Annotated in this window: 16 protein-coding genes; 12 read left to right on the forward strand and 4 right to left on the reverse strand. The window is 71.7% G+C overall.

Going from position 1 to position 24,730, the window contains the following annotated elements:
- Positions 1–221: 221 nt before the first annotated feature.
- Positions 222–2,324, forward strand: coding sequence for a beta-N-acetylhexosaminidase (locus KIH73_RS07705; protein ID WP_219082207.1), 2,103 nt, complete (start codon positions 222–224; stop codon positions 2,322–2,324).
- 196 nt (positions 2,325–2,520) lie between these two features.
- Here KIH73_RS07705 and KIH73_RS07710 read toward each other — a convergent pair whose 3' ends face one another.
- Entirely contained in the window at positions 2,521–4,338 is a 1,818-nt protein-coding gene (locus tag KIH73_RS07710; protein ID WP_219082209.1) for an AMP-dependent synthetase/ligase, read from the reverse strand.
- Between the two features lie 333 nt (positions 4,339–4,671).
- Here KIH73_RS07710 and KIH73_RS07715 point away from each other — a divergent pair, with 333 nt between their 5' ends.
- From KIH73_RS07715 to KIH73_RS07725, 3 genes are all read left to right on the forward strand, one after another.
- Positions 4,672–8,439: a thiol reductant ABC exporter subunit CydD/CydC gene (locus KIH73_RS07715; RefSeq protein WP_219082211.1), complete on the forward strand. Its 3,768-nt coding sequence runs from the start codon at positions 4,672–4,674 to the stop codon at positions 8,437–8,439.
- A gap of 464 nt (positions 8,440–8,903) precedes the next feature.
- Complete coding sequence (locus KIH73_RS07720; RefSeq protein ID WP_219082213.1) at positions 8,904–9,767, forward strand: aldo/keto reductase; 864 nt, start codon at positions 8,904–8,906, stop codon at positions 9,765–9,767.
- Positions 9,768–10,088: 321 nt separating this feature from the next.
- Positions 10,089–10,880: an HNH endonuclease family protein gene (locus tag KIH73_RS07725; RefSeq protein WP_219082215.1), complete on the forward strand. Its 792-nt coding sequence runs from the start codon at positions 10,089–10,091 to the stop codon at positions 10,878–10,880.
- A gap of 279 nt (positions 10,881–11,159) precedes the next feature.
- Here the strand turns inward: KIH73_RS07725 and KIH73_RS07730 are convergent, their stop codons facing one another.
- The 3 genes from KIH73_RS07730 to trxA all read right to left on the reverse strand — a co-directional run bounded on the left by KIH73_RS07730 (position 11,160) and on the right by trxA (position 14,499).
- Complete coding sequence (locus tag KIH73_RS07730; protein ID WP_219082218.1) at positions 11,160–12,821, reverse strand: MDR family MFS transporter; 1,662 nt, start codon at positions 12,819–12,821, stop codon at positions 11,160–11,162.
- 189 nt (positions 12,822–13,010) lie between these two features.
- A complete protein-coding gene (locus KIH73_RS07735) occupies positions 13,011–14,021 on the reverse strand; it encodes a G5 domain-containing protein (protein WP_219082220.1) in 1,011 nt (336 codons plus the stop codon).
- Positions 14,022–14,148: 127 nt separating this feature from the next.
- The gene (gene trxA / locus KIH73_RS07740; protein WP_219082222.1) at positions 14,149–14,499 is read right to left on the reverse strand and encodes a thioredoxin; all 351 of its coding nucleotides are present in this window, start codon (positions 14,497–14,499) and stop codon (positions 14,149–14,151) included.
- Between the two features lie 163 nt (positions 14,500–14,662).
- On the opposite strand from trxA, the gene KIH73_RS07745 reads away from it, so the two are divergent.
- The 8 genes from KIH73_RS07745 to KIH73_RS07780 all read left to right on the forward strand — a co-directional run bounded on the left by KIH73_RS07745 (position 14,663) and on the right by KIH73_RS07780 (position 24,722).
- The gene (locus tag KIH73_RS07745) at positions 14,663–15,286 is read left to right on the forward strand and encodes a DUF4916 domain-containing protein (RefSeq protein WP_219082224.1); all 624 of its coding nucleotides are present in this window, start codon (positions 14,663–14,665) and stop codon (positions 15,284–15,286) included.
- A gap of 118 nt (positions 15,287–15,404) precedes the next feature.
- Positions 15,405–16,262: an alpha/beta fold hydrolase gene (locus KIH73_RS07750; RefSeq protein ID WP_219082226.1), complete on the forward strand. Its 858-nt coding sequence runs from the start codon at positions 15,405–15,407 to the stop codon at positions 16,260–16,262.
- Positions 16,263–16,311: 49 nt separating this feature from the next.
- Positions 16,312–17,412, forward strand: a complete 1,101-nt coding sequence (nudC, locus tag KIH73_RS07755; RefSeq protein WP_219082228.1) for an NAD(+) diphosphatase — start codon at positions 16,312–16,314, stop codon at positions 17,410–17,412.
- Positions 17,413–17,467: 55 nt separating this feature from the next.
- On the forward strand, positions 17,468–19,093 hold the full coding sequence (locus KIH73_RS07760) for a L,D-transpeptidase (RefSeq protein WP_219082230.1): 1,626 nt from the start codon (positions 17,468–17,470) through the stop codon (positions 19,091–19,093).
- A gap of 62 nt (positions 19,094–19,155) precedes the next feature.
- Positions 19,156–19,560, forward strand: a complete 405-nt coding sequence (locus KIH73_RS07765) for a glycine cleavage system protein H (protein ID WP_219082232.1) — start codon at positions 19,156–19,158, stop codon at positions 19,558–19,560.
- A 241-nt stretch (positions 19,561–19,801) separates the two neighbouring features.
- Positions 19,802–21,052, forward strand: coding sequence for an App1 family protein (locus tag KIH73_RS07770; RefSeq protein WP_219082234.1), 1,251 nt, complete (start codon positions 19,802–19,804; stop codon positions 21,050–21,052).
- A 20-nt stretch (positions 21,053–21,072) separates the two neighbouring features.
- On the forward strand, positions 21,073–23,616 hold the full coding sequence (locus KIH73_RS07775) for a S9 family peptidase (protein WP_236022660.1): 2,544 nt from the start codon (positions 21,073–21,075) through the stop codon (positions 23,614–23,616).
- Between the two features lie 65 nt (positions 23,617–23,681).
- On the forward strand, positions 23,682–24,722 hold the full coding sequence (locus KIH73_RS07780; protein WP_219082236.1) for a 3-isopropylmalate dehydrogenase: 1,041 nt from the start codon (positions 23,682–23,684) through the stop codon (positions 24,720–24,722).
- Positions 24,723–24,730 lie beyond the last annotated feature (8 nt).

Genomic DNA, 24,730 nt, shown 5'->3' on the forward strand with positions numbered 1-24,730 from the left:
CTACCCAACGCATCAGCCGCTGTCGCCTAACGCACAATGTGCAGTTTCTCACGCTGAGGCCAAGAAAATGGCCGCTCAGCGTGAGAAACTGCACATTGTGCGTTAGGCGGGGCGGCCCGTCGCATCCGGGCATTACGGTATCATGCAAGGCACGGCCAAGGCGGGCCGCGCCCGCCCGGCCGCGAGTCGATGACGACACCGTTGCGGAAAGGCGGCCCGACATGACCCAGACGATTCCGGCGCTGGTCCCGCGCCCCCGCACGGTGGCGATGACGGCGGGGGAGTACACGATGCCGGCGTGCGGCACCATCGTCGCCCCGGAGCCCGACCTGGACGGCGCCTGCTCGCGCCAGCTGGCCGACGACATCCGCCGGCACTGCGGCCTGGAGTGGCGGCGCGCCAGGGGCGTGGCCTACAAGGCGGACATCCTGCTTGAGATCGACGGGTCGCTGCCCGAACGCGCCTACCGGCTCGACGTCGACGCGCACGCGGCCGTCGCGGTGCGCGTCGCCGGCGGATCGCGGCGCGGGCTGCGCGACGGCGTGCAGACGCTGCGCCAGCTCATCCGGCAGCGCGGCCCCGCCCTGCCCTGCCTGCGCATCGAGGACGAGCCGGCGTACGCCCGGCGCGGCTACTACCTCGACGTGACGCGCGGGCGCGTGCCCACGCTCAGGCACCTCAAGGCGTGGGCCGACCGGCTGTGCCTGTACAAGTACAACGAGCTGCAGCTGTACGTCGAGCACGCCTTCACGTTCCCCGGACTCAGCGAGATGTGGCGCGGCACCGACGCGCTGCGGCCCGACGACCTGATGGAGTTCGACGACTACTGCGCCGGTCTGGGCATCGAGCTGATCCCCTCGATCTCGACGTTCGGCCACCTGTACATGGCGCTGCGCACGCGCGGGTACGCCGGGCTCGGCGAGCTCCCGCAGGACGCCGACCGCCCGTACAGCCTCATCGAACGCCAGGAGCACCACACGCTCAACGTGGCCGACCCGCGCTCGCTGGATTTCGCCAAGCGGCTGATCGACGCCTACGTGCCGCTGTTCCGCTCGCGCCGGGTCAACCTCGGATGCGACGAGACCTTCGACCTGGGCAAGGGGGCGTCGGCGCCGCTGACGGGCCGCATCGGCGTCGGCGCCGCGTACGCGGACTTCGTGGGCGCGCTGTGCCGGCACGTGCAGGAGCGCGGCGGCGAGCCGATGATCTGGGCCGACATCGCGCTCCAGCACCCCGACATCCTGGACCGGCTGCCCGACGGCGTGACGCTGCTGAACTGGAACTACGCGCCGCTCGCCGGCCCGGACGGGTTCGAGGCGGTGGCCCGCTCCGGGGCGGAGCAGATGGTGTGCCCCGCCGTGCTCGGCTGGAACGCGCTCGTGCCGCGCATCGACGGGGCGTGGAGCAACATCGCGCGCGTCGCCGCCTACGGGCGGCGGGTCGGCGCGGCCGGCATGCTGGTGACCGACTGGGGCGACTTCGGCCATGTGCAGGACCCGCGGCTGTGCGCGCCGGGCATGATGATGGGCGCCGAATGCGCCTGGGGCGGCGGGGTCGCGCCGTCCGACGGCGGCGCCGGCGAGGGCGGGGGCGTCCCGCCCGCCCCGACGGAGGTGCTGCGGCGGATATCGCGCGCCGCCTACGGCGACCCGGACTTCGTCGGATTGCTGCGCGACGCGGCCGCGCAGGCGACGTTCGGCTGGCATGAGCTGGTGTACTGGGTCGAACTGGACCAGGGCGACGGCACCGTCAACCCGGACGTCGCCGCGGCGGCGGACGCCGGGCGCCCCGAAGGCGGGGAGCCGGTCGCCGGGGCGGGAGACCTGCCCCAGGCCCGCCGCCGGTACTGCGCGCCGATGCGGGGGCGTCTGTTCGCCGCCGGGGCGTGCAACGAGGCGCTCGACGCGATCCGGACTCGGATCGGGCATGCGCTTGCGGGCATGAGGGAATCGGCGCGCACGGACGTGGCGACGGCGGCGCTGCTGGCCGTCGAGGGGCAGCGGCTGCTCAACGAGGCCGGCCTGCTGCTGGTCCGGTCGCTCGACGCGGAGCCGGCGGATACGGCGCCGGCGGATGTAGGGTCGGCGGACGTGGAACCGGCGGATACGGCACTGGCGGCTGCGGAATCGTCGGATGCGGACTCGACGGGTCCGCATCCGTCGGCCGCCGTGGCCGACGGCGAGCGCGCCGCCGCCCTGGCCGGCTCGATCGAATGCTGGTGGGAGGCCTACCGGCGCAACTGGCGGGCGGTCAGCCGCGAATCGGAGCTGGCGCGCGCCGACCGCATCGTGTGGCGTCTCGCCGACGAGCTGCGGGCGCTGTAGCCGGCCGCATGCGCCACGCGCCGGCCCTCGGGCGTCGACCGGCGGATGCGGGCCGGCGAGCGCGAATCGGCACCCGCCATCGGTCCGGTGGTCACCCGCCGGTCGCGGCGTTCCGGCCGCGGACCGCCGGAAGACGGGGCGCGCCCACCGGTCGGGACCCGCTCGGCGCCCGCCGGCCGGGCGTCCGCGCGCCGGCTCAGCGCCCGCCGTACAGGTCGTGGTCGATCGCCGCGGCGAACACCCGCGCGACCTTCGGGCGCACCACCTTGAGCGACGGCGTCAGGCAGCCGTTGTCCTGCGTGAACCGCTCGGGCAGCACCACGAACCGGCGCACCGACTCGGCGCGCGACACCGTGGCGTTCGCCCGCTGCACGTAGTCCTCGATATCGGCGCGCACCTCGGGCAGCCCGGCCGCCTCGGCGAGCGGCATGTCGGCGTCGAGCCCGCGCGAGGGCAGCCAGGCGGCCAGCCCCTCGGGGTCGAGCGTCACCAGCGCGCCGACGAACGGCCGGCCGTCGCCGACCACCACGGCGTGCTCGACGATCGGGCAGTCGGCGATCACGTGCTCCAGCGGGATCGGCGAGACGTTCTTGCCGCCGGCCGTGATGATGATGTCCTTCTTGCGCCCGGTGATCGTCAGACGGCCCGCGTCGTCGATCTCTCCCAGGTCGCCGGTGCGGAACCAGCCGTCCTCGGTGAACGCCTCGGCGGTGGCCTGCGGCATGCGGTGGTAGCCGACGAACACGTTGCCGCCCTTGAGCTGCACCTCGCCGTCCTCGGCGATGCGCACCGACGCGCCGGGCGCGGGCTGGCCCACCGTGCCGATCACGTTGTCGTGCGCGCGCGTGACGGTGAACGGCGCCGCGGTCTCGGTCAGGCCGTAGCCCTGGATCATCGGCAGGCCGATGCCGGCGTAGAAATGCGCCAGATCCTCGTTCAGCGGCGCGCCGCCGCACGCCACGTAGCGGATGTTCGGGCCGAGCGCGCCGCGCACCGTGCGGTACACGGACGCCTCGTACGCCAGATGCTCGGCCGTCTGCCTGGGCGTGGGGCGCCCGCCGGCCTGCCGCATGCGCGACCAGGCGCGCGCCGAGGCCGCCGCCTTGAGGAACACGCGGCCCTTGAGCCCCATGCCGGCCTTGCGCGAGGCCGCGTTGTACACCTTCTCGAACACGCGGGGCACGCCCAGCAGATACGTCGGCCCGAACGAGCGCAGGTCCGGCAGCAGCGACCGGGTGTCCGGCAGGTAGCCGACCACGCCGTCGTCGGTGCCGATCGAGCAGTACTGGATGAACCGCGCGAAGCAGTGGGCCAGCGGCAGGAACAGCAGCAGCCGCGGATGGCGCTCGCACAGCATCTCGGGCAGGCAATCGTACCCGGCGCGCACGATCCACAGGAAGTTGCGGTGCGTCAGCTCGACGCCCTTCGGCGTGCCGGTCGAACCGGAGGTGTACACGATGGTGGCCAAGTCGTCCGCCGTGACCGAGGCGATGCGCTCGTCGAGCCGCTCGTCCGGCACCGAGACGCCCAGCCCCTCCAGGGCGCCCATGGCGTTGCCGTCCAGCATCAGGATGCGCCGCAGGCTCGGGCAGTCGTCCGAGACCGACTCCAGCCGGCCGTAGCGCTCGCGGTCGTCCGCGATGGCGAGCCGCACCTCGGCGTCGTTGATGATGCGCTCGGCCTGCGCGGCCGAATCCGTGTCGTAGATGGGCACGTTCACCGCGCCGATCGCGGCCAGCGCGAGGTCGAGCACGCCCCACTCCCAGCGGGTGGGGGAGAACAGCGCCACCGCGTCGCCCTTGCCGATGCCGAACGCCATGAACCCCTTGGCCGCGGCCCGCACCAGGCGGTGGAACTCGCCGGCGGTGATGTCCTCCCACCGGCCGGGGCCGGTCTTGCGCGAGGCGATCACCGTGTCCGCGCCGGTGCGGGCGATGCGCTGCGGTAGCAACGCATACAACGTGTCGTGGTCGTCGATGGCGATGGATCCCGGGCAGGTGTACTGGGTGAGCATCGTGGAACCTCGTTTCTTGGCGGATGCGGCCGGTGCGGGCGCGCGCCCGGCGCCGTCGCTGGGCGGCGGGCCGCGCGGGGCCCTGTGGCTTCCATGGTACGTGACGACGGGCGGGCCGGCCGCCCCCGTGAGCGGGATCACACCGGGCGCCGCCGGAACCGGCCCGTCCCGGTGCGCCGCCGGTCCCGGCCGGGCGCGGGCCGCCCCTCCGCCGCGGCGTCGGGGGCCGGATGTCGGGGGACGGACGCGCCCGAGGGGCGGAAAAGGGTCTGGCGCGTGGCCGCGCTTTCCGTTAGGGTGACAGGGAGTCGTGCAGAAAACGAGGTGGTCGTCGTGTTTGACAAACGCTTGTTCTCCCTGGCCCCGGGCGTCGGGCGCCTGGTCGCCGCCAAGGTGGCGTCGCTGTGGCTGTCGCTGCTCGCCGACGTGCTGTTCGCGTTCATCATGGCGGGCATGCTGACCAACGTGGTGCAGTGCGTCATCTGGCTGGCCCAGGGCTACCAGGTCGGCATCACCGTCGCCGACCTGGCGGTCATGCTGTTCGCCCTGCTGGCGGTGTGCGTCGTGAAGTACCTCACCGCGCGGGCGTCCGCGGCCTTCGGCACCGAGGCCGCCGAACGCGTCAAGATCGCGCTGCGCGAGCGGCTGTACCGCAAGATGCTGGCGCTGGGCCCCTCGTACTCGTCGCGCGTGCGCACCTCGGACGTCGTGCAGTCGGCCGGCGAGGGCATCGACCAGATCCAGAGCTTCTTCGAGCTGTTCCTGCCGCAGCTGTTCTTCGCGGTCCTCGCGCCGGTGACGCTGTTCGTCGTGCTGCTGCCGTTCAACGTGCCCGCCGCCGCCACGCTGCTGGCGTGCGCGCCGCTGATCGTGCTGATCGTCGGCGCCGTCGCGATGAGCGCCGCCCGCGTCTTCAAGAGGTACTGGGGCAAGTACACCGACATGGGCGCCGCGTTCCTCGACGACATGCAGGGCCTGGAGACGCTCAAGACCTTCGACGCCGACGCGCGCGCCGCCGCCGACATGGACGCGAAGGCCGAGGAGTTCCGCGTGATGACGATGAAGGTGCTGCAGATCCAGCTGCGCTCGCTGACCGCGATGGACCTGGTCGCCTACGGCGGCACCGCCGCGGGCATCGGCGTGGCGGTCTGGCAGTACGGCTCCGGGGCCCTCGACCTCGACGGCGCGCTGCTCGTGACGCTGCTGTCCGCCAGCTTCTTCCTGCCGCTGCGCCAGCTCGGCTCCTACTTCCACGTGGCGATGAACGGCATGACCTCGACCCGGCGCATCTTCGCGCTGCTGGACGCGCCGGAGCCCGAGCGCGGCGACGTGGCGTTGCCCGCCGGCGTTCGCGACCTGGGCGTGCGGTTCGACCACGTCGGCTTCAGCTATCCCGTCGCCGCCGGCGCGGACGACGGCGGCGACGGCGACGGCGGCGACGACAAGGCTCCCGCCGCGCTGGCCGGCGTCGACCTGACCGCGCGGCCGGGGCGCCTGACGGCCATCGTCGGCGAATCCGGCTCCGGCAAGTCCACGGCGGCGGCGCTGCTGGCCGGCACGCTGACCGGCTACGACGGGTCGATCGCCCTCGTCGCCGGCGCCGGAAGCGGGGCCGAGACCGCCTGGGAGCTGCGCGACCTCGACGCCGCCTCGCTGACCCGGGCGGTCACGCTGGTCTCCTCGCGCAGCCACCTGTTCGCCGGGACCCTGCGCGACAACCTGCTGATGGCCGACCCGGCCGCGGACGACGAGACGCTCTGGCGGTCGCTGGAACGCGCCCACGTGGCCGACTTCGTGCGCACGCAGCCCGCGGGGCTCGACATGGCCATCGAGCAGGGCGCGGCGAACCTCTCCGGAGGCCAGCGCCAGCGCATCGCCATCGCCCGCGCGCTGCTGCGCGACTGCCCGGTGTACGTCTTCGACGAGGCGACCAGCAGCGTCGACGCGGAGAGCGAGGCGTGGATCCTCGACACGATCCGATCGCTGGCCGGCCGCGCGACGGTCATCATGATCACCCACCGCATGGCGAACGCCGTGGACGCCGGGCACATCGTGGTCTTCGAGCATGGCCGGGCCGTGGAATCCGGCGACCACGTGTCGCTGATGTCGCAGGACGGCGTCTACGCCCGGCTGTTCCGCACCCAGCAGGCCGTGGAGCACGTCGGCCATCGTGGGGCCGCCCCGGCCGCGGCCGCCGTGCCGCCGGCCCCGCCGATACCGCCCGTGCGCGGCCTCGCCGGCGACGCCTCCGCCGCCGGCCGGCCGGCCGGTCCGACCGCGCAGACGGATGGCCGGGACGCCGGACGGGCCGGCGATGCGGCCGATGCGACCGGCACTGCCGATGAGCCCCACACCGCCGCGGCGGCCGATCCGGCCGGCGGGGCCCGCGGCGGCACCGGCGCGCTGGTCCGCCGCCTGCTGCGCGAGGTCGGGCCGCTGCGCCCGTACATGATCGTCGCCTGCGTGTGCGGCACCGTCGGGCACCTGGCCGCGACGTTCCTTCCGGTGTTCGGCGTGTTCGCGCTGTGCTCGATCCTGGGCTACCCGCTGTGGGGCATGGGCGTGGGCGAGTCGCTCGCCGCGATGGCCGTGTGCGCGCTGGTCCGCGGCGCGCTGCGCTACGCCGAGCAGTACATGAACCACAACGTGGCGTTCCGCCTGCTCGCGCTGTTCCGGTCCAAGGCCTTCGCCGCGATGCGCCGGCTCGCCCCCGCCAAGCTCGACGGCAAGGGCAAGGGCGACCTGATCGCGCTGATCACCACCGACGTCGAGCTGCTGGAGATCTTCTTCGCCCACACCATCTCGCCGGTGGTCATCGCGGTGGCGACCACGGTCGTCTACGCGGCGGCGCTGCTCGCGCTGTCCCCGTGGCTCGCGCTGCTGCTGGTCCTCGCCCATCTGCTGGTGGGCGTGGCGCTGCCGCGCTGGTTCGCCGGCAGCGTGCGCGACCTGGGGCCGCGCCTGCGCCGCGAATCCTCGGCGCTGGACGACGTCATGCTCGACGACATGCGCGGCCTGGACGAGATCATCCGCTTCGGAGCGGGCGAGACGCGGGTGGACGACATCGTCGCGCGCAGCCGGGCGCTGTGGCGCGACCGCATCGACCTGAGCGCGCGCAACGGGCGGTTCTCCGGACTGGGCGGCGTGTTCGTCGTGCTGGCCTCCGTGATCGCGGTGGCGGTGGCGTTCGCCGTCGTGCTGTTCGCCTTCTCCGGCGCGCACGCCGGCGCGCTGGTCGCCGGCGTGGTGCTCATCGTCGGCTCGTTCGGCCCCACGCTGGCGCTGAGCGCGCTGCCGGCCAACCTGACGCAGACCTTCGCCTCGGCCCGCCGTCTGTTCGCGCTGATGGACGAGGAACCGGCGGTGCGGGAGCACGGCACGCAGGCGCCCGCCTATGCGGGCATGGCGCTGGAGCATGTGGACTTCGCCTATCCCGGCGGCGCCGACGATGCCGACGGAGTCGACGGAGCCGACGGTTCCGCGGGCGCCGGTTCCGCGGCCGCCGCGGGCCGCATCTTCGAGGACCTGTCGATGGAGATCCCCGAACACGGCATCCTCGGCGTGCAGGGGCCGTCCGGGCGCGGCAAGTCGACGATGCTCAAGCTGCTCATGCACTACTGGGAGCCCGACTCCGGCCGGGTGACGATGTCCGGCGAGGACATCCGCGGCATCGACGCCCATCACCGCCGCCGCGTGCAGACCATGCTGGCGCAGGAGACCTACCTGTTCGACGGCACGATCCGGGACAACCTGCTGCTGGCCCGGCCCGAGGCGACCGACGACGAGCTGCGCGCCGCGCTGGGCAAGGCGTCGGCGCTCGCCCTGGTCGACTCGCTGCCGGCCGGGCTGGGCACGGCGGTCGGCGAGCTGGGCGGCCGGCTGTCCGAGGGCGAGCGCCAACGCATCGGACTGGCCCGGATCTTCCTGCGGGACGCCGACCTGGTGCTGCTCGACGAGCCGACCAGCCGGCTGGACGCCCTGAACGAGGCGGTGATCCTGCAGTCGGTGAACGCGCTGGCCGAGGAGCGCGACGCGGCGATCGTGCTGGTGTCGCACCGCGAATCGACGATGCGCGTCGCCGACGCCGTCGTGCGCGTCTGAGCCCGCCCTCGCGGCGTTCATGCCGCGCGGGCGTGAGCCGAACTTCACGGCGTTGAATACATTGGGCACGGTTGACGTACATGCCATGCGGGCGTGACCCGATGGCCGGCATGGTCTTCATCCATCCGGCGTATGGGCCCCGGATCGCCGCGGTCCGGGGCCTGTTGCCCCGGGCCGGTTCACGGGATGGAGCCGGGCGATCCTGTGAATTGGCGTTGATGCGGAATCGAACATTCGCGCCCGGTATTCCGCCGATGTCGATGTGCGCATGTGTGCGATTCCATATCGTTTCGGTTCACAGGATTTCCGTGTTTCAACTTGTGAATTAGGTAAACGTTGTATTTTCTGGGAGGACCGTGCCGTGCCCTCCCGTCCGCCGGTCCGGCGCCCGGTCCGGCGGTCCGTGCCGGGCCGATGGGTATGCTGGGATGAGAACCATGCCAAACCGAGCCGAAGGAGCAGCCATGAGCGACCAGCATCAACCCGCCGTACCGATGATCCGTCTGCGCGACGGCAACGAGATCCCGCAGATCGGCCTGGGCGTGCTGCGCATCGACGACGAGGGCGTCACCCCGGTCGTCGAGTCGGCGCTCGAGGCCGGCTACCGGCACATCGACGGCGCCGCCGGGTACAACAACGAGGGCGGCGTCGGCCGCGCGCTGGTCGCCGCGGGCTACGCCACCGGGGAACGCCGGCGCGAGGTGTGGATCACGACCAAGCTGCGCGACTCCGAACAGGGCTACGACAGCGCGCTGAGGGCCTTCGACCGCCAGATCGGCCTGCTGCGGCTGGAGTACGTGGACATGTACATGATCCACTGGCCCACGCCGTTCGACTGGCGCTCCGCCGAGACGTGGAGGGCGTTCGCGCGACTGCGCGAGGAGGGCCGCGTGCGCACGCTGGGCGTGTGCAACTTCCTGCCCGAGCATCTGGAGCGGCTGCACGCCGAGACCGGCGAATGGCCGGCCGTCGACCAGATCGAGCTGCACCCGACCTGGCAGCAGCGCGAGGTGACGGCCTTCTGCCGCGAGCACGGCATCGCCGTCGAGGCGTACTCGCCGATGGCCCGCGGCGCCGACCTGAACGCCGGCGACGGCACGATCGAGCGCATCGCCGCCGCGCACGGCGTGAGCCCGGCGCAGGCGATCCTGCGCTGGCACATCGAGAACGGCACGATCATCATCCCCAAGTCGGTGCACGCCGAGCGCCAGCGCGAGAACCTCGACCTGTTCGGCTTCGAGCTGACCGAACAGGAGCACGCCGCCATCGACGCGCTCGACGGCCCGACGCGCGCCGGGCATGATCCGCTCACCTTCTCGTACGCGTGACGGGCGGGCCGGCGCGCCTCGCCCGCGCCGCGGCATCGCCTCTTGGCCATGCGGCACCCGTCCGGGGCCGTGCATCGGATGCGAGGCCAAGGACTCCGGCGCGGACCTGGCCGGCACCTGTCCGGATCCGCGCATCGGATGACGCACCGGCCGTCGGCGCGCATGTGCGGCGGGGGAGTTCGCCGGCCGGCGACGGACGTGACCGGCAGGACCGGTGAGGCGGCCGATCCGGCCGTCGCCGGCGTGCGCGGCGGTCGATGAATGGGCGGCTCGCGCCGTCGCACGTGACGGGAAGGCCGGCGGGCGGTACAGTAGGGCGGTATGTCCGCTCATCCCCGCACACCGTCATCCCGCCGCCGTCCGTACCGCCGTCGCGCCGCCCGCCGGACGACGCGCTACGCCGCCCGGCGCTTCAACGCCTCGAACCCGCTGGAACGCCTGCTGATCCTGCTGGTTATCGCCGTCGTCGTGGGCGTCACCATCGGCATCGTCCTGCCGAAACTCAGCCCGACGGTGGGCGGGCTGACCGGCGAGTACACGGCGGTCGGCGACGCCGCCGAGACCCTGGAGACGCTGACGGTCGACGACGACCAGAGCGGCGAGGGCTACGACCGCGACCTGTTCGGCTACCGCGAGACCGACGTGGACGGCAACGGCTGCGACGTGCGCGACGACGTGCTCGCCCGCGACCTGACCGACGTGACCTACACCGACGGCTGCAAGGTCGCCTCCGGCGTGCTCGACGACCCCTACACCGGGCGGACGATCGCGTTCACGCGCGGCGCGCGGACCAGCTCGGCCGTGCAGATCGACCATGTGGTGGCGCTGGAGAACGCCTGGCAGTCCGGCGCGAAGGACTGGGACACGGCCAGGCGCTACGAGTTCGGCAATGACATGTACAACCTGCTCGCCGTGGACGGGCCGGCCAACTCGGAGAAGGGGTCGGCGTCGGCCGCCTACTGGCTGCCCACCAACGGCGACTACCGGTGCGAGTACGTGGCCCGGCAGATCGGCGTCAAGGCCAAGTACGGGCTGAGCGTGACCAGCCAGGAGAAGCAGTCGATGCTCGCCGTGCTGCACGGCTGCCCGGCGCAGGAGGTGCCGAGCAGCTGAGCCGGGACGGGTGGCCGTGGGCCAGCGCCGCGGGTACCCGCCGGATGCACGGTCGGCTCTCGGGTGGTGAGGCCGGCCTTCGGGCGGTGCGGTCGGTCCCTCAGGTGGTGCGACCGCACCTCGTCGGGCGGAGCCGATGGCGGGCCGTGCAGACCGGGCCGTCGACGGCGAGGCCGGTCCTTGTCGGGCGAAGCCGATGGACGCCTAGGGGTGTGACGGACGTCCGGGCGGAATTCCGGGACGTGCCGGGTTCGGCACGCCCCGGGAGCCCCGGAGCGGTCAGCGCTCGGCGTGCCCGACAGCGGCGTGCATGCGCCGCAGCGCGCGCTGCGTCAGGTCGCGGGTGGAGCCCGCGCCGTTGCCCTTGACGCCGAAGAACACCATGAGCACCATGCCCAGGCAGATCGCGGCGCTGATCCGCAGCGCCCACTGCACGCCGAACACGTTGGCCGCGGCGGCCACGTCGGCGCCGCCGCCGAGCGCGGCCTGGCGCATCGCGGTGAACGTCTCCATCAGGATCACCAGCACCGGGGCACCGATCGCGCCGGCGATCTGCCGGACCGTGTTGGTCACGGCCGAGCCGGCCGACACCTCGTCGGGCCTCAGGCAGTTGAGCGACCAGGTGGTGATCGGCATCAGCACGAATCCCATGCCGATCTGGCGGACGAACTGCCAGATCGAGACCCACCAGATCCACGAGTCCATCGAGACCGTGCTCATCATGACCGTGCCGAACAGCAGCGTGATCGTGCCGATCAGCGCCACGGGGCGCGCGCCGAAGCGGTCGAGGGCCTTGCCGCCGAAGAACTGGGCGATGGCCTGGCCGAGCGCGCCCGGCAGCATGATCAGGCCGCTCATCGTCGCCGAATAGCCGCGGTCGTCCTGGATGTACAGCGGCATGATCACGGTGATCGAGCTGAACGCGAAGAAGCTCAGCGCCGCGGTGATCGTGCCGATGGTGAAGCTGCGGTTGCGCAGCACCTCCAGGTCGAGCAGCGGCTCCCTGCCCGTGGTGCGGCGCCAGCGGTGGAACCGGCCGTGCAGCAGGCCGTGCGTCCCGGCGTCTTCGTCATGGTCCGGTTCGGCGGCATCGGCGGCCGCGTCGCGCGCCGCGACCCAGGCCCGCTTGCGGCTCAGCTGGCGCAGCACGAACCACACGATGCCGACCAGGCCGACGGCCATCGGCAGCCAGGTCATCGGATGGACGATCGGATAGCTTTCGATGTTGGTGAAGCCGAACATCAGCCCGCCGAATCCGAACACGGACAGCGCCACGGAGAAGAAGTCCGCCTTCACGGTCCGGTCGGTCGTGCCGAAGTTGCGCAGCCAGCCGGCCGCGAGCACCAGCGCCGCGGCGCCGATGACGGACAGCGTCAGGAAGATCGAGCGCCAGCCGTTGGCGTCGGTCTGCCAGCCGCCGAAGGTCGGGCCGATGGCCGGGGCGACGCTCATCGCCATGCCGACCATGCCCATCGCCATGCCGCGCCGGGACAGCGGGTAGATCGAGAACACGGTGATCTGCAGCACCGGCCACATCACGCCGGTGCCGACGGCCTCCAGCATGCGGCCGAGCAGCACGAGCAGGAACGTCGGCGACAGCAGCGCCATCAGCGAGCCGGCCGTGAACACCGCCATCGACGCGATGACGATCTGGCGGGTCGAGAACCGGCGGGTCAGGTATGCGGTGAGCGGCACCATCACGCCCATCACCAGCTGGAAGATCGAGGTGAGCCACTGCCCGGTGGTCACCGAGATGCCGAACTCCGCGACGATGGTCGGCAGCGCAGCGCTGAGCTGCAGCTGGGTGAAGTTGCCGACGAAGGTGATGAACGTCAGGATCGCGATGGACACCATGGCCGCGTGGGTCAGGTGGCCGTCGACGAACGATTCCTCCGGGGTGAGCGCCTGCGACAGGGGTCTGCGGTTGCGTGCGTCGGTCATGGGACGATTCTCTTCTCTCGCGCGTGACTGGGTGCGGCGGACGGTTCGAGATCATCCGTCGTGTGACCTGAACAGGGTCACGCCACGTGTGGACAACGGGGGCTGCGCCGGTCCGCCGGGCCGCCGTCCGTCCGGCCGGATACGCGAGGACCCCGCCGAAGCGGGGTCCCGTCACGGTCGCGGCGCCGATCAGTACCAGTGGTTGGCCGTCCAGAAGTTGTAGGCGCCGGTGATCGAGCCGTAGCGGCTGTTGCAGTAGCCCCAGAACCACTTGAGCTGCGTCTGGTAGTTGGTCGCCCAGTCGGCGCCGGCGGAGGCCATCTTGCTGCCCGGCAGCGCCTGCGGCAGGCCGTACGCGCCGGAGCCGGCGTTCGTCGCGTTCACGCGCCAGCCGGACTCGTGGTTGATGATGTAGACGGTCGCCGTGAAGTCGGCCTCGGTGTAGCCGTTGGCGAGCAGGTAGTCGTGCGCCCACTGCTGCATGTCGCTGGCCGGCACGGTGGTGCCGATCGACGAGGCGCCGGAGGACGACGAGGCCGACGACGATCCGGTGCCGACGAGGATCACCTCGTCGACCGGCTCCTGCTTGACGTACGAGGCGAACACGTTCGAGGAGACGACGGTGTCGCCGGCGCGGGTGACGAGGCTGGTCGTCTCCATGACGCCCTCGACGCCCTCGGTCTGCACCTGTTCGGTGCCCTCGGGCAGGGAGGAGGTCTCCTTGCGGATCGTGTTGTACGCGATGGGCTCGTCGGTGGTCTCCAGCGTCGCGCCGGCGCGTTCGATGGTGATGACCGTCGATTCGGTCACCTCGGCGTCGAGCGCGGGATCGACCGTATCGCCCGGCTCGAGCGTGATGTTGCCGGCGTCGAGCACGGATTTGACGGTGGTGAAGTCGTCGCCGAGCACGATGCGGGAGTCGCCGTTGATCTTGACGGTGACGTAGCTCGTGTTCTCGTCCACCCCCTGCAGGTCCTCGCGGACCGTGCCGCGGGAGACGCCGAGCGCGTCGGTGTCGGTGACCGAGTACGACGTGGTCCGCGGCTCGTCGGCCGCGGTGGTCGACAGATAGAAATGACGCGTGACGATGCCGCCCGTGGCCAGCAGCGCGACCGTGGCGGCCGCGGCGGCGATGCGGATCCCGAGACGGCGATTGAGACGGGGTAGGGCCAGGGTGGTCTTTCTACGATGGTTGGCCATTACGCTCCTCACGGCTATCCGGCGTTATGCACACTTTCTTCATAATAACGCCGGGGCCCGAACAACTCCCGGGCCGGACCTCTGGGGATCCGACCCGGGCGGGCCCCGGCGTGTCGTCGGTGCGGCGTCAGGCGTCCTGGCCGTTCGCGGCGTTCAGGTCCAGCGCCTTGGCCTGGGCGATCAGGTCGTCGAGGTCGGAGGCGCGCAGCGCGCCGGCCTGCTGGAACACGACCTGGCCCTGCTTGACGATCATCAGCGTCGGCACCGCCTGCACGCCGGCCGCGGTCGCGAGGTCCTGGTTCTGGTCGATGTCGACCTTGGCGAAGTAGATGTCGTCGTGCGCCTCGCTGGCCTTCTCGAACACCGGGCCGAAGGCGCGGCACGGACCGCACCACGTCGCCCAGAAGTCGACGAACACCAGATCGTTGCCGGTGATGACCTGCTCGAACTCCTGCGAGCTGACTGCATGCGTTGCCATGGGATACTCCTTATATATCGTGGTGGTCTCGCTATGAGTATGCCTCCAGCATCCCAGCACCACCCAACATCTTGAGCCGTGGGAGGAACGGCGCCGTCCGCGTTCGGCGAACCGTCACGCCGCCGTCATGCAATGGTCATGAGGGGCCACGATAATGAGGGGCATGCCAGTGATGAACGATGAGGTGCCGGACGACGGCGACTTCGACGCCGGCCGTCGGCGCGGCGAATTCGACGACATCACCCCGGAGGACTTCGCGCGCGGGACCCGCCGGGGCGATCCCCCGGGGTGGCTCGACCGCCCGCGGCTCGACGAGGTGCGCCGGTCCGTGCCGGTGGTGTACGTGGAGGTCGTGCCCGTGCACACCGACGAGCTCGGCCGGGCCACGCAGATCGGCACGCTGCTGCACGCCTCGGACGACGGCTCGATCGAACGGACGCTGATCGCCGGCCGCGTGCTGTTCCACGAGACGCTGCGTGAGGCCATCGCGCGCAACATCGCCAAGGACCTGGGCGAGATCGCGCTGCCCGCGCTGCCGATGAGCCTGCAGCCGTTCACGGTCGCCGAGTTCTTCCCCACGCCTGGCGTCAGCGAGTTCTACGACCCTCGCCAGCATGCGGTGGCGCTGTGCTACGCGGTGCCGATCGCCGGCGACTGCCGTCCGCAGGACGAGACGCTGGACGTGGAATGGATCGACGTGCACGCGCCGGCGCTGCCCGCGCTACTCGACCAGATGCCGTACGGGCACGGCGTGATCGCCCGTCGGGCGCTCGACTGGCTGGGGTAGCCGCCGCGACATGCGGCACGGTAGATATGTACCCGCCCGGGCGTCCGTCGTGTACAACGGATCGCAGGCGCCCCGCCGGCGAGACGGCGGGGCGAGTCGGCAAGCAAAGGAAGCAGACATGAGCATCGAACTGAACAACACGGTGTACCGCGAGGGGTGGGGGATCCCCCTGGTGCTGGTGCACGCCTTCCCGATCGACCACCGGATGTGGGACGACTGCGCCCGGGCCATCATCCGCCTTGCGGACGCCGAGGGCATGGAGCCGTTCCCGATCTGGGCGCCGGACATGCCGGGCGCCGGCTCCGGCCCGATCCCCGCGCCCGCGGAGTGCGGCGCCGTGGCCGCCGACGGCGCCTATCCCGAGGCGCTGGACCGCATGGCCGACGCCTATGCGGCGCTGGTGCGCGGCGCCGGGTACGACCGGGCCATCTGGGTCGGGCTGTCGATGGGCGGCTATCTGGTGATGGACGTCCAGCGCCTGCACCCGGACATGGTGGCGGGCCTGGCGATGTGCGACACCAAGGCCGACGCCGATTCGGCGGCGTCGCGGGCCAACCGCCTGCGCATCGCCGAGACCTGCGAGCGCGATCGGACCGTGGAGCCCGTGATGCACTTCGCGCGGCCGCAGGAGGGCGACTCCTCGGTGAAGCGCTCGCCGGCGTTCGTGGAGCGGTTCACGGCGTGGATCAACGAGCAGCGCCCCGAGGGCGTCGCCTGGCGGGAGCGCATGGCGGCCGGCCGGCCCGACCTGAACGACCAGCTGCCGAAGGTGAGCGCGCCGGCCGCGGTGGTCTGCGGCGATCTCGACCCGTCGAGCCCGCCCGAGGCGATGCGATCGCTGGCCCGGGCGATGACCGGCACCCGGGCCGAGGTGACGGTCGTCGAGGACTGCGGGCATTTCAGCGCCTACGAGCACCCCGACGTCGTGGCCGCCGCGCTGCTCGGCCTGGTGCGCCGCGTCCGCGCCGCGGCGTGAGCGCGACCGGGCGTCCGTGGAACCGTACACAGGGAATCGAGGCATTGACATGGGGATGTTCGCTCCGTTGGCGTTGACGCAGGTCCTGCCGTTCCTGCCGCTGGCGCAGGGGGATATCGACTACCAGTCGTCCCGGCGGTCGGAGCCCGGGCTGATCGAGGGGCTGCTGGCCCGGCCGGGCACCAAGGTGATCCTGGTGCGAGACGGCAGGCTGGCGGTGCCGCGCGGCCAGGGCGCGCTCGCCGGCAGGGACGCGGCCTCGATGCGGCTGGCCACGCTGCCGGGCGCGTACGCCGCGGACGAGCTGGCGGCCTGCCCCGAGGCGGTGGCCATGTTCCTGGGCGGCTACGGCGGCGCGCGCGACGAGCACGTGATCGCCGTGGACATCACCCGCGTGCGCGTGGCCGGCGACGCCGGCCTGGTGCCGGACGCCGTGTCGAACGGCGCCGACGACGCCTTCGACGAATCCGCAGCCGCGCCGGGGCGGGCCGGGGCGCGGCGCGCATCGCTGTTCGTGCAGGCGGTCGAGCGGTTCGACTGGGTGGATCTGCGCGGGTTCGCGCCCCACGCCCCGGCCCGCGAGGCCGGCCAGGCCACCACCGCGGCGAGCCTGGGGCGCTGGCATGCGGTCCAGCGCCACTGCCCGACCTGCGGCGCCCCCGTGGAGCCGGCGATGGCCGGCTGGGCCCAGCGCTGCACCAACGCCGAGGACGGCCGCCGCATGCTCTTCCCGCGCGTGGAGCCGGCGGTGATCACGGCGATCGTCGACGGGCGCGACCGCCTGCTGATCCAGCACAACAGCGCCTGGCAGGACCCGCGCCTGTACTCGGTGTCGGCCGGATTCGTGGAGGCGGGGGAGAGCCTGGAGCATGCGTGCCGGCGCGAGGCCAAGGAGGAGGTCGGCATCACGCTGGGCGAGGTGCGCTACCTGGGGTCGCAGCCCTGGCCGTTCCCGGCGTCGCTGATGGTGGCGTTCAAGGCCCAGGCGCTCGACACGGACATCCGCGTCGACGGCGACGAGACCGTCGACGCCCGGTGGGTGACCAGGGACGAGTACACCGCCGAGCTGGTCTCGGGCAGGATCGTGGCCCCGGGCCGCTCCGCCATCGCCCGGTACATGATCGAGGAGTGGTACGGCCGCGAATTATGAGGTCGGCGCGTCGCGTATAGTAGTTGCTCGGACTTATCGAACATGAGGGTGGACCATGGCTGACGAACATCTGTTGGATGAATTTGCCGAACCCAACAACGACGAGACGGTGATCATACCTCCGGTCGCGGGTGGGGGAGCCGCCGCCGGATACGGGGCGCCGGCGTTCGCCGCCACGGCCGACGGCGCGGCCGCCGCCACGGGTCCGTCCCGGCCGGATGCGCGCCGCCGGAACCCCCGACTGCCCCTGATCGCCGCGCTGATCGTCGTCGGCGTGCTGCTGGTCGCAGCGGTCGCCGGGTTTTTCACCGCCCGCTGGTACTTCGGCGACAAGGCCGCCCCCGGCGTGAGCCTGGGCGGCGTGAGCGTGACCGGGCAGACCCACGACGAGCTCGTGGACACGGTCGACGGCGTCGTCGCCGACACCGTCGTCACGGTCCGCGACGACGAGGGCAACGAGATCACGGCGACGCTGGAGGACCTAGGCGTGAGCGTCGACGTGGACGCCACGGTCGACGACCTGCTCAACGCCAAGGGCGCCGACGAGCTGCTTGGGCTGACGCGCGTCAACCCCTTCGTCTCGCGCGAGGTCGGGCTGCACGCCGAATTCGACGACTACACGATGGAGACCTACCTCACCGACGCCTTCGTCTCCGAGGACGAGCGCGCCGTGGCCTCGACCATCGCCTACGACCCGGCGTCGCAGCGCTATGCGGTGACCGAGGGCCGGCAGGGGCGCTCGGTCACCGCCGACGAGGTCGCCTCGGCGGTCAAGCACGCCATCGCCCATCCGGGAACGCCGTCGACGGCGACGATCGCCTACGCCGACGTGGACATGCCGATCGGCGTCGACGCGGCGAACCAGGCCGCGGCCTTCGCCAACCAGCGTCTGGACAACCCGATCGTCATCACCAACGGCAACGCCAGCGAGTTCCAGCTGCCTGCCGACGCCATCGCCTCGTGGACCGTGGTGACCAACGACCTGGAGAACGGCACGATCGACGTGAGCTACAACGAGCAGGCGGTCGCCGACTACCTGGCCACGGCGATGCCCGAGCGGCTCAACCAGGAGATGGTCACCCAGGAGGACGTGGTCAACTCCTCCGGCGCCGTCGTGCTCACCAAGGTGCGCGGCGTGGACGGCGTGACCGTCACCTCGACCGACGACGCGGCGACCCAGGTGTTCCAGGCGCTGCAGGCCGGCCAGCCGGCCACCGTCCAGGCGACGGTGGAGGTCGTCGAGCACGACACCACCCAGACGGTGGTCACGATGCGCATCGTCGTCGACAAGAGCTCGCAGACCGCCACGGTGTACAACAACGACGCGGCCGTGCGCACGTTCAACGTCTGCACCGGCACGCCGGGCTCGTTCGGCGAGACCGACGGCGGCACCTTCTACATCTACCTCAAGTACTCGGTGCAGGACATGACCGGCAAGAACGAGGACGGCTCGACGTACCTGTCCAAGGGCGTCAAGTGGGTCAGCTACTTCAACGGCGGCGAGGGCTTCCACACCGCGTCGTGGAACAACTACGGCATCGCCCACGGCGATCCGGCGAACTACGGCTCGCACGGCTGCGTGAACATGTACGAGGCCGACGCGCAGTGGATCTACGACAACTGCCCGGAGGGCACGATCGTGCAGGTCGTCGGCACCACCCCCTCCGGCCCGGTGCGCTGAAGCCCGCGTCCGGCGTGCGCCCGGCGCGTGCCGGACGCACGCCGTGCGGTACGCTTGGGCGTATGAGCGAAGCCATTGACAGCAGCATGCCCAATCTCGACGTCCCCACCCACCTGGAATACTCCCAGGACCACGTGTGGGTCGACGCCTCCGTCTCCCCGGCCATCGTCGGCCTGACCGCGTATGCGGCGAACCGCCTCGGCGAGCTGGTCTACGTCGATCTGCCCGAGCCCGGCGACCGCGTGGAGGCCGGCGACGAGATCGTCGAGCTGGAGTCCCAGAAGGCCGTCGAGCCACTGGTGTGCCCGGTGGCCGGCGTCATCCGGTACGTGAACCGCGGCGTGGCCGACGATCCCTCCATCGTGACCAACGACCCGTACGGCGAGGGCTGGATCCTCAAGATCGAGCTGGACGACGACGAGCCGGACCTGCTGACCGCCGAGGAGTACGCGGCGGTCGCCCGGTAGCCGAGCCGTCCGGCGCGCGGCCCGTCGCCGCGGCGCCCGGCCCGCCGGCCCGCCCGGTCCGCGCGGCCGCCCGGAGTCCGACCGGTCGCATGCGCCCGGGCGCGCTCCAGGCGGCCGTATGCGGCCCCGGGCATGGCGCCGTGGCGGGCGCCCTCGACGGCGCCCCGACGTACCCTGAAATTCCCCTGAATTCGCCGGCCGCCGACATCCTGTGGACATATTGTGCAGGTATAGTGAACATATGGGTACGTCACGTCGAACATCATCGGATACTGCGCAGCACGGCACGGCCGCGCCCATCCCCGCGCGCAAGGCCGTCACCACCTTCGACGCGGCGTCGCGCCATGAGCGCATCGAGGGCAAGCCGCCGCTGATCCGCGTCATGCGCCGGCTGATCACCGGGGGCGTGGGGCTGTGGGCCCGGGTGTCCACGGCCGTGGTGAGGCATCTGGGCTGGTACGGCCGCGTCGACCCCTACGTGGGGTACGGCACCGAGCGGTACTCGCGCCTGATCTGCCGCACCGTGTACGCGCCGGAGCACAGCAAGTCCGGCGCCCGGACGCGCGGCATCTGGGGGATGCTCGCCATCCCGGCCCCGCACCGCGAGGTGCGCATCGCCATCGACGGCACGCCGCTGGAGACGATGCAGGTGGGTTCGTCCGAGGTGTACGACCGGCCGGACCCGGCCCGGGCCACGCCCACCGAATACGTCTCGTCCGACGACGCCGGGTACCTCGACCTGGTCGCCGAGCACCGCCTGAGCCCGGGCGTGCACCACGTCTCCTACCGCGTGCCGCGGCGCAAGCCCGTCAGCGCGAACCTGTTCACGATCCCGGCCGGCTCGAAGGTCGGCATCATCTCGGACGTGGACGACACCATCATGGTCACGCAGGTGCCCACGCTGTGGAAGGCCGTCTACAACCTGCTGTTCCTGAACCCGCGCAAGCGCGCCCCCGTGCCGGGCATGAGCGTGCTGTTCACCAAGCTGGCGTCGCTGTTCCCGGACGCCCCGTTCTTCTACCTGTCCACGTCGCCGTGGAACGTGGAGAGCTCGATCCGCCACTTCATCGCCGACCACGGCTACCCGGACGGCCCGCTGCTGCTGCGCGACCTCGATCCGCGGCCCAAGACCTTCGTGCCCACGGGCGTGCAGCACAAGCTCGAGTTCGCCGAGCAGCTCATGGGCGACTTCCCCGGCATGCGGTTCATCCTCATCGGCGACGACGGACAGAAGGACCCGACCACCTACGCCACGATCGCCAAGCGCTACCCGGGCCGCGTGATCGCCATCGGCATCCGCCAGCTGTCGCCCCGCGAGTCCTCGCCGCTGGGGTCGGTGTCGGGGCTGTCGTCCACCCAGCCGATGCCGGTGACCGACGTGCCGGTGTTCACCGGCACGACCGGCGCGAACCTGATGAAGACGATGCTGCCGTACCTGGAACGGTACGTGGCCGGCGACGCGGCGCCGACGCGCACGCCGCCACGGGCATGAGGGCCCCTATAATCGCCTGCATGAACGACCACACTGCCATGCCCGCCGCCGCGCGCGGCGAGGCGCCCACGCGGGGCGCGACGCCCGCCGATGCGCCGACGCCCCCCGTCGCGAAGCGGGTGCCGCACGAGCGCACCTGCCACGGCGACACGTTCGTCGACCCGTACGAGTGGATGCGCGACAGGCAATCCCCCGAGGTCCGCGCCTACGTCGACGCGCAGAACGCCTACTGCGAGCGGCGCACCGCGCATCTGGGCGCGCTGCGCGCCACCCTGTTCGACGAGCTGAAGTCCCGCGTGCAGGAGACCGACATGTCGGTGCCCACCCGCATGAACGGGTACTGGTACTTCACGCGCACGCGCGAGGGCAGCCAGTACGCGGTGCAGTGCCGCCTGCCGATCCGCGGCGAGGACGACTGGACCCCGCCGCGGGTGGACGCCGCCGGCGAGCCCGGCTCGATGCCCGGCGAGCAGATCGTGTTCGACACGAACCGTGAGGCGGAGGGCCACGACTTCTTCCGCGTGGGCGGCATGGACCTGAGCCGCGACGGCCGGTGGCTGCTCTACGGCACGGACACGGCCGGCGACGAGCGCTACGACTACCGCCTGCGCGACCTGGAGACCGGCGAGGAGCTGCCGGAGCGCATCGAGGGCGTCGCCGGCGCCTGCCTGACCCCGGACGCGCGCTGGGTGTTCTACACCCTGCTGGACGACGCGTGGCGCCCGTACGCCGTGCGCCGCCACCGCGTCGGCACGCCGGTGGCCGACGACGTCGAGGTGCACCGGGAGGACGACGAGCGCTTCTGGCTCGACGTCGGCCTGAGCTTCGACGAGCGCCATCTGATCATCGGCGTCGGCTCGAAGACGACCACCGAGGTGCTGATGCTGCCGACGGCCGCGCCCGAGGGGGAGTTCCGCGCGTTCATCCCGCGGCGGGACGGCATCGAGTACGACGTGAGCTTCACCTGCTTCGAGGGCGCGGCCGAGGACGGCGGGGACATCCCGCTGGCCGTCGTGTACCACAACGCCCGCAACCCCAACTTCGAGATCGACGTGATCGACATGCGCGGCCACGAGCCGCCGTACCGCCTCGGCGAGGGCGTGTGCGTGGCCGAGGGCTCGCCCTACGGCTGCGAGGACGGCGACCTCGTCGAGCCGGGCGCGTCGCGCGAGCCGATCACCCGGCCGTACCGCAGCCCGCGCAACCCGGCGATCCTGCAGGGGGCGCACGGCCTGGGCATCGAGGGCATCGCGATCCACCGGCACTTCGTGGCGCTGAGCTACCGCTCGGACGGCCTGCCGCGCCTGGCGGTGATGACCAAGGCGGACGCGGCGCGCGACTTCCTGGCCGGCAGGCCGTGGCGGTTCCGCGAGCTGCTGCCGCCGGCGCTCGAGAACGACTGGGACGTCGCCGACGACGACGCGGACGGCGGCATGTTCGCCCCCGACGCGGACGACGCGCTCGTCGCCTCCAGCGACGACCTGTCCGGCCCGCACTCGACCGTGACCTCGTCGGACGGCGCCTCCGCCGACGGCCTGCCCGGCGAGACCCGCCGGCTGTACACGATCGGCGCCGGCGGCAACCCGTCGTACGACGCGCCGCGCATGCGCTACTCGTTCGCCAGCTACACGCGCCCCGGCGAGCTGCACGAGGTCGACCCGGCCACCGGCGAGGACGTGCTGCTCAAGCGCGCCACGGTGCTCGGGGACTTCGACCCGCGCGACTACATGGAGCGGCGCGTGTGGATCAGGGCGCGCGACGGCGAACGCATCCCGGTCTCTCTGGTGTGGCGGCGCGACGTGCCGGTCAGCGACTGCCCGATGTTCATCACCGGCTACGGCGCCTACGGCTCCAGCTCCGACCCGGCGTTCTCGGTGGGCCGCCTGAGCCTGCTCGACCGCGGCGCGCTGTACGCGGTGCCGCACGTGCGCGGCGGCGGCGAGCTGGGCCGCGCCTGGTACGAGCAGGGGCGGAGGCTGCACAAGCGGCACACCTTCGAGGACTTCGTCGACGCGACCGCCGCGCTGCAGGACGCGCGCCTGGCCGACGTCCGCCGCACGGTGGCCAACGGCGGCTCCGCGGGCGGCCTGCTCATGGGCGCGATCGCGAACATGGCGCCGGAGCGCTTCGCCGGCATCGAGGCGGACGTGCCGTTCGTCGACGCGCTGACCACGATCCTGGACCCCTCGCTGCCGCTGACCGTGATCGAGTGGGACGAGTGGGGCGACCCGCTGCACGACCGCGCCGTGTACGACTACATGAAGTCGTACACGCCGTATGAGAACGCGCCGCAGGCCGGCGACGCGGACGGCGCGGCCGCGCGCTTCCCCCGGATCCTGATCACCACGTCGATGAACGACACCCGCGTGCTGGTCGTGGAGCCGCTGAAATGGCTGGCGCGGCTGCAGTCGGCCGGCGTCGACGCCGTCGCCCGGATCGAGGTGGAGGGTGGGCACGGCGGCACCTCGGGCCGCTACAAGCAGTGGGAGGAGGTCTGCTTCGAGAACGCCTGGTGTCTGGATGTGATGCTCAACGGGCGGCACGCCGCCGAATCGGGCGCCTGACCCCCGTGTCCATCTGCTGAGCCGGGGGGCGCCGCGGCCGGTGCGGACGAGTAGTCTCGCTCACTATGAGCGAAACAACGAAGAAGTATCGGATCGCCGTCATCCCCGGCGACGGCATCGGCAAGGAAGTCACCCCGTGGGCCCAAAAGGCCCTCGAACACGCAGCGCAGGGTGTCGCCGACTTCGAGTACGAGGACTTCGACCTGGGGGCGGAGCGCTATCTGCGCGACGGCGCCATCCTGCCGGACGAGGAGCTGGAGCGCATCAAGACCACCGACGCCATCCTGCTGGGCGCGGTCGGCGACCCGCGCATCAAGGCGGGCGTCCTGGAGCGCGGCCTGCTGCTGCGCCTGCGCTTCGAGCTCGACCAGTACGTTAACCTGCGCCCCTCCAAGCTGTACCGCGGCGTGACCTCGCCGCTGGCGAACCCCGGCGACATCGACTTCGTGGTGGTGCGCGAGGGCACCGAGGGCCTGTACTGCGGCGCGGGCGGCGCGGTCCGCCGCCAGACCCCGCACGAGGTGGCCACCGAGGTGTCGATCAACACGGCGTACGGCGTCGAGCGCGTGGTGCGCTACGCCTTCGAGCTGGCGATGAAGCGCCGGAGGCACGTCACGCTGGTGCACAAGAAGAACGTGCTGGTCAACGCCGGCGACATGTGGCAGCGCATCGTCGACCGCGTCGGCGAGGAGTACCCCGAGGTGACGCACGACTACAACCACATCGACGCGGCCACCATCTACCTGGTCTCCGACCCGTCGCGCTTCGACGTGATCCTGACCGACAACCTGTTCGGCGACATCCTGACCGACGAGGCGGGCGCCGTGGTCGGCGGCGTCGGCTACTCGGCGTCCGGCTGCATCAACGCGAGCAACGAGTTCCCCTCGATGTTCGAGCCGATCCACGGTTCGGCCCCGGACATCGCGGGCCAGGGCATCGCCAACCCGACCGCCGCAATCCTGTCCGCCGCGATGCTGCTGCGCCACCTCGGCTTCGACGAGGCGGCGGCGCGCATCGACGCCGCCGTCGAGGCCGACATCGCCGAGCTGGGCTCCACGCCTCGCAGCACCGACGAGATCGGCCGCGACATCCTCGCGCGCATGTAACCGTCGGG

This window comes from Bifidobacterium phasiani (assembly GCF_019331775.1).
In the GTDB taxonomy this organism is placed as follows: Bacteria; Actinomycetota; Actinomycetes; order Actinomycetales; family Bifidobacteriaceae; genus Bifidobacterium; species Bifidobacterium phasiani.

Bases quoted from the DNA above. Each gene is read 5' to 3' on its own strand.
- KIH73_RS07760 (WP_219082230.1), top strand. From the start codon at position 17,468: ATGGCTGACGAACATCTGTTGGATGAATTTGCCGAACCCAACAACGAC.
- KIH73_RS07745 (WP_219082224.1), top strand. From the start codon at position 14,663: ATGCCAGTGATGAACGATGAGGTGCCGGACGACGGCGACTTCGACGCC.
- KIH73_RS07720 (WP_219082213.1), top strand. From the start codon at position 8,904: ATGAGCGACCAGCATCAACCCGCCGTACCGATGATCCGTCTGCGCGAC.
- KIH73_RS07770 (WP_219082234.1), top strand. From the start codon at position 19,802: ATGGGTACGTCACGTCGAACATCATCGGATACTGCGCAGCACGGCACG.
- KIH73_RS07780 (WP_219082236.1), top strand. From the start codon at position 23,682: ATGAGCGAAACAACGAAGAAGTATCGGATCGCCGTCATCCCCGGCGAC.
- nudC (WP_219082228.1), top strand. From the start codon at position 16,312: ATGGGGATGTTCGCTCCGTTGGCGTTGACGCAGGTCCTGCCGTTCCTG.
- KIH73_RS07705 (WP_219082207.1), top strand. From the start codon at position 222: ATGACCCAGACGATTCCGGCGCTGGTCCCGCGCCCCCGCACGGTGGCG.
- KIH73_RS07765 (WP_219082232.1), top strand. From the start codon at position 19,156: ATGAGCGAAGCCATTGACAGCAGCATGCCCAATCTCGACGTCCCCACC.
- KIH73_RS07730 (WP_219082218.1), bottom strand. From the start codon at position 12,821: ATGACCGACGCACGCAACCGCAGACCCCTGTCGCAGGCGCTCACCCCG.
- KIH73_RS07775 (WP_236022660.1), top strand. From the start codon at position 21,073: ATGAACGACCACACTGCCATGCCCGCCGCCGCGCGCGGCGAGGCGCCC.
- KIH73_RS07725 (WP_219082215.1), top strand. From the start codon at position 10,089: ATGTCCGCTCATCCCCGCACACCGTCATCCCGCCGCCGTCCGTACCGC.
- trxA (WP_219082222.1), bottom strand. From the start codon at position 14,499: ATGGCAACGCATGCAGTCAGCTCGCAGGAGTTCGAGCAGGTCATCACC.
- KIH73_RS07735 (WP_219082220.1), bottom strand. From the start codon at position 14,021: ATGGCCAACCATCGTAGAAAGACCACCCTGGCCCTACCCCGTCTCAAT.
- KIH73_RS07750 (WP_219082226.1), top strand. From the start codon at position 15,405: ATGAGCATCGAACTGAACAACACGGTGTACCGCGAGGGGTGGGGGATC.
- KIH73_RS07710 (WP_219082209.1), bottom strand. From the start codon at position 4,338: ATGCTCACCCAGTACACCTGCCCGGGATCCATCGCCATCGACGACCAC.